This is a genomic window from Microbispora sp. NPDC049633, assembly GCF_040675265.1.
GTDB classification, from domain to species: domain Bacteria; phylum Actinomycetota; class Actinomycetes; order Streptosporangiales; family Streptosporangiaceae; genus Microbispora; species Microbispora maris.
On record NZ_JBFAOO010000321.1, the window covers coordinates 1 to 5,463 of the forward strand.

General features: G+C 74.6%; 3 protein-coding genes. 1 reads left to right on the top strand and 2 read right to left on the bottom strand.

Features of this window, described 5'->3' with window-relative positions; all coding sequences use genetic code 11:
- Nucleotides 1–508: LysR family transcriptional regulator substrate-binding protein (locus tag AB0J39_RS37935; protein WP_363473807.1), on the top strand; the 508-nt coding region annotated here is incomplete at its 5' end.
- Here AB0J39_RS37935 and AB0J39_RS37940 read toward each other — a convergent pair.
- Together AB0J39_RS37940 and dnaE are read right to left on the bottom strand one after the other, a co-directional pair.
- The gene (locus AB0J39_RS37940) at nt 498–974 is read right to left on the bottom strand and encodes a hypothetical protein (protein WP_363473810.1); all 477 of its coding nucleotides are present in this window, start codon (nt 972–974) and stop codon (nt 498–500) included. The genes AB0J39_RS37935 and AB0J39_RS37940 overlap by 11 nt on opposite strands.
- 1,218 nt (nt 975–2,192) lie before the next feature.
- Nucleotides 2,193–5,463 (bottom strand): DNA polymerase III subunit alpha (dnaE, locus tag AB0J39_RS37945; RefSeq protein WP_363473812.1); only part of this gene is annotated, 3,271 nt, incomplete at its 5' end.

Genomic DNA, 5,463 nt, shown 5'->3' on the forward strand with positions numbered 1-5,463 from the left:
GGTGCGCGTCGCGGGCGCGGCGGCGGCCGTGGCGCTGGTGGCCTCGGGCGAGGCCGATCTCGCGCTCGTCGACGGCCCGGCGGCGCCCTCCGACCCGCTGACTCTTCCCGAGGCGGGGCCGCTCATCACCGTGGGCGTGCGGGAGGAGGAGCTGGTCGTCGTGCTGCCGGAGGGGCATCCGCTGGCGGGCCGCGCCGGTGTGCGGCTGGACGACCTGGCGGACGCCGTGTGGATCGACGCCGCAGAGGTGATGCCGCTCGACCGGCTGCGCGCCGTGGCGCGGCTCGACGGGCTGCGGCCCGGCATCCGCTACGAGGGCCACGACCCGGCGGTCGCGGCGCGCCTGGCCGCGGCCGGGCACGGCCTGACTCTGCTGCCCGTGTCCGCCGCGCCGTGCGGGGTACGGGTGCCGCTGGTCGCGCCGCGGATCGTGCACCGGGTCGAGCTGGTGCACGCGGCCCTGCCGCCCGGCCCCGCCGCCGAGGTCGTCCGCGCGCTCACCTCGTGAGCGACAGATCGCCCACGGCGTCCGCGTAGTAGACCGATTCGCCGAGGTGGAAGGCGACCTGGCGGAGCGTCCAGCCCTCGCCGGGCGAGTGGTCGAGCTGGTCCGGGGTCAGCGCCTCCAGGCGGGCCGTCCAGATCCGGGCGAGGCGGGTGAGCCTGCTGCGGGCCTCGTCGAGGTCCTGCCCGGTGAACGGGGCGAGGTCGGCCGCGGTGGTGATCATGGACGCGTGCCAGTGGTCGGGCAGGGGCACGCGACCGGCCAGCCGGTCCTCGACCTCCGCCAGGTGGTCCACGAGGTGGTCGGCCACCCGGCGGATCGCCTTGTGCGGGGTGTAGGTCCGGTCGCCCGAGGGCACCGGACGGCCGTCCCAGGCGGTCCAGGTCTCCGCCAGGCGGAGAACGTGGTCGATCATCCCGGTCACGACCAGCGCGGGCACGCGGTCGTCGGTCAGCGGGGCGTCGGTCATGTGCGACCTCCAAGGTGCGAGGGCATGTGCCCGTGCAGGCTAGGGCCGCGTCGCTTCGACGCCCGCCGAAACGTCCTGCCAGGGTGATCGGGTACTTCAGCGGAATGGGCTACTACGTCCACCGCGAAATGGCGGACGAGGATCCGGTGGTCCGGGTCCGCAATCACATCCCCCTGGACACCAGCTATGGACTCCGCCCCAAATCGCTCCCGGAAACCCCAAATCAGCAGCAGAGCGAGGAAGGGCCAAAAAAGCCCTGAATCCCCCTTCCCTGACAGGTGATCCGAGGGCGGATTAGCGGCGGCGCGGACGGGATAAGAGTGAGGCAGGTCACACACCCGGCGCGGGGGGAGAACACATGCGGTCCACGTCGTCAGCGGTGAGCCGGGCGGCGGCCGGCGTGTACGCGGCCCTCGCCGCCCAGGTCGTCTCGGTGGCCGCGCTGGCCGTGTTCGAGGAGTCCCGGGGCAACCGGCTGGCCTCGCAGATCGCGGCCTTCGGCGGAGATCCCGCCTCTCCGGCCGCGCGGGCCGTCAGCGGCGCGGCGACGACGTTCGCCGTGCTGGTCCTCGCGCTCCTCACCGCCACCGTGACCGCCGCGCTCGCCTATCTGTCCTGGCTGCGGCAGGTGCGCCCGGCCACGCCGCCCGTCGCGCTCGCGGCGGCGTGCCTCGTGCCCGGGGTGAACCTGGTGGTCCCGCTGCTCCTGACGGACCTCGCCTGGCGTGAGGCCCCCGCGAAACCCCGCGGCCGCCCGGCGGGCCGTACGCGGCGGGCGAACGGCTCGGGGACCGCGGGCGGCGCCGCCGGGCCTGCGGAGCGCACCCGATGGCTGGTGCTCCTCTCCTGCTGGGGGGTGAGCTGGCTTGCGGCGCTCGGGCTGGTGTTCGCCGGCCCGGCGCGGGAGGGGCTGACCGGCCTCGGCACGCCGCAGGCCGCCGCGGCCGCCGTCGCGGCGCTCCTGTGCGCCTCGGCCGTCCGCGAGGTCACCGCCCGGCACACGAGTGCGGGGCACCGCCGCCCGGCGCGGCCCGCGATCCGGCCGCAGGTCCACCTCAGCTCTGCCGGCACCCCTGCCCACGACCATGCTCTCGGCCAGGCCCACGACCATGCTCTCGGCCAGGCACTCGACCAGGCCGAACGGCCGTCCGGCAGGCCCGTCGCGGCGGCGCCGGCCGCTCGTGCGGCACGGGCCGGGCGCGCGGACGGCGGGGAGGATCACCGGCCGGGCGACGGCCCCGAGCTGCCGGAGCTGGCGTGCCAGAGCCGCCGCTGGGGCTCCCCCGAGTGGCCGAGGAACCGCCCCTCCCGCACGGCCGGCGGAGCGCCGTTGTCGGAGTAGGGCGACACCCGGAAGCCGTTGCCGTACTCGATGGGCCGTCCGCCCACCCCGGCGCCGGGCGCGGGCACCTCGCTGATCACGGCGCGTACGGCGTCGAGCCCCTCGGTGCGCCACACCCGGTCGAGGTCGGCGAGGTTCCAGCAGTTCACGGCGCGCAGCGAGACCGCCCGGCCCCCGGTGCGCCGCACCACCCCCCTGGCCGCCAGCAGCCACGACCCGAACACGGTCGCGGCCGTGTGCGCCTGCACCGACTCGAAGAACGTCAGGTCGATCGGGCCGGTGGAGTCGTCGACGGTGGTGAAGATCACCCGCTGCCCCGACCGCACGGCGGGCGTCTGGGTGGCGACCTTGACCCCCGCGACCAGGACCTCCGCGCCGTTGCGCTGCCGGAGCAGATCCCTGGCCCGCGTCACGCCGAGCGCGTCGAGCAGGTCGCGGTAGAAGTCCATGACGTGGCGGCTCACGTCCATGCCGAGGATCTCCAACTCGGCCTCGACGGCCTCGGCCTCGGTCATCTCCGGCAGTTCTCCGGGCGTGACATGTTCGGTGAACCCCATCGGGAGCTGTCCCTCCGCGCCCGCGGGAGAGCCGCGGTCGAGCGCGCCGACCTGGGCGATCAGGTCGCGCCTGGTCAGCCGTCCGGGCCGCCAGCGCGGCTCCCCCGGCCGCAGGCCGTGCAGCGCGTCGAGCCCGCCGACCTCCACGATCCGCTCGGCGACCGGACGCGAGGGCCGGGCCCGCTCCCAGAAGTCGGCCAGCGAGGTGTACGGCCGGCCGGCGACCATGCGGTCCACCTCGGCCTCGCTCACCCCCCGGACGGCCGAGAACGGCACCCGCAGGCCGTACCCGCGGCCGTACCCGCCGGGGCTCTCCTCCGCCGGTCCCGTACGCTCCACCAGCCAGGTCTTCCCCGAACGGTTGACGTCGAGGGGCAGGACGTCCACCCCGCACTGGCGGGCCTCGTCGAGGATGACCCGGCTGGGGTACATGCCGGGGTCATGGGTGAGCACACCCGCGAGGAACGCGGCGGTGTGGTGCCGCTTCAGCCAGGCCGACTGATAGGTGGGCAGCGCGAACGCCGCCGCGTGGGCCTTGCAGAACCCGAACCCGCCGAACGCGTCGAGCACCTTCCACGCCCGTTCGACGACGTCGGGCGCGTAGCCGTTCTCCCTGGCGAGCGGCACGAACCAGGCGCGTACGGCGGCACGGCCCTCCGGCGTCCCGAGGGCGCGGCGGGCCCGGTCGGCCTCCGACAGCCCCGACCCGGTCATGACGTCGATGACCTTCATGACCTGCTCGTGGAAGACGACCACCCCGTTGGTCTCCGTGAGCGCCTCGCGCAGCGACTCGTGCGGGTAGCGCGGCTCGCGGAAGCCGTGCCTGGTCTCCAGGTAGGGCGTGACCATGTCGGAGTTGACCGGTCCTGGGCGGAACAGCGAGATGTCCACGATCAGGTCGTGCATCGTCCGCGGCTCCAGCTTGGCGACCAGCTCACGCTGTCCCGGCGACTCGATCTGGAAGCAGCCGATCGTGCGGCTGAGGCGGATCATGTCGTAGGTTTCGGTGTCGTCGCGTGGCACGGCGTCCAGTTCGATCTTCCGGTTCTCGACCCGTTCGACCTCCTGCAGGGCGTAGGCGAGCGCCGACTGCATGCGCACCCCGAGCACGTCGAGCTTGAGCAGGCCCGCCTCCTCGACGTCGTCCTTGTCGAACTGCGACATCGGGAACTCCAGCAGGCTGCGCTCGACCGGCGTGCGGTCGCGCAGCGTGGAGTTGCCGATCAGCACGCCGCAGGGGTGCAGCGCGATGTGCCGGGGCAGCCCGTCGAGCCGCTCGGCCAGGCGGAACACGGTCTCCAGCGACCGGTCGTTCAGCCCGCTGTCGCGCAGCTCCGGCAGGTCGGACAGCGCGGCCCTGATCTGCCTGGCCCGCACCTGCGGGAACGCCTTGGCGATGACGTCGATCTCGTGCGGCGGCAGGCCCATCGCGGCGCCGACGTCCCTGATCGCGCTGCGGGCGCGGTAGGTCTCCATCATCGACACGCAGGCCACCCGGTCCTCGCCGTACCGGCCGAGGATCGCGCGGTAGCAGTCGAGGCGGCGGGCCGACTCCACGTCGATGTCGATGTCGGGCAGGCCCTTGCGGCCCTCCGACAGGAAGCGCTCCATCAGCAGGCCGTGTTCGAGCGGGTTCACCTCGCCGATGCCGATCAGGTAGTTGACCAGGCTGCCCGCCCCCGAGCCGCGGATCGCGCACCGCACGCCCATCGCCCGGATCATGTCCGTGATGCCGGCGACGGAGGTGAAGTAGCCCGACAGCCGCTTCTTCTCGATCACGCCGAGCTCGGCGGCGAGCCGGTCGCGGGCCTCGGCCGAACGCTCCAGCCCCCGCCGGGCCAGCCCTTCCTCGCAGCGGTTCCGCAGCAGGGGCACCGGGTCCTCGCCGACCTCCGGCAGGTGGAGCCGGGGCCGCTCGGGTTCGAGCAGCGGCACGATCTCTACGGGGTCGAGCACGCACCGGTCGGCCACGCGGCGCGTCTCGGCGAGCAGCCGCCCGGCCCGGCCGGGATCGCCGCCGCAGATCCGCGCGGCCACCCGCGCCATCTCGGCGCCGTCCTTCAGGTACGCGTGGGCCGTGGGGTCGTCCAGATGCCGCCCGTCGAGGGGCACCAGCTTGCGCGCCGCGTCGAGCACGTTGCCGACCTGGTGGTCGGCGGCGTCCAGGTAGCGGACCGCGTTGGTCAGCACGACCGGCACACCCATCGAGTCGGCCAGCCCGATCATGCGCGCGGCGGTGTTCGCGTCGCGGTAGCCGTACAGGTCGGACACCTCGACGACCAGGTCGGGGACGACCGCGCGCCAGGCGGCCAGCAGGGCGCGGGCCTGGTCGTCGCGCCGTTCGGCCACCGCGCGGCCGACCCCGGAGCGGGGCCCGAGCAGCACGGTCAGCCGCGGCTCCCCGTCCGGGCCGGTCGCGTGCTCGGCCACCATCCCCGGCGTGACGTGCGGCTCGCCGCGCTCCCCCGCGTGGTGGGCGGCGGTGACCAGGTGGCACAGCGCGGCCCAGCCGTGCGAGCGCGCGAGCACGACGACCCGCGCAGGCTCGGCCGCCGGCCTCCTCCGCGCCGTACGGCGGCCGGACGGCGGA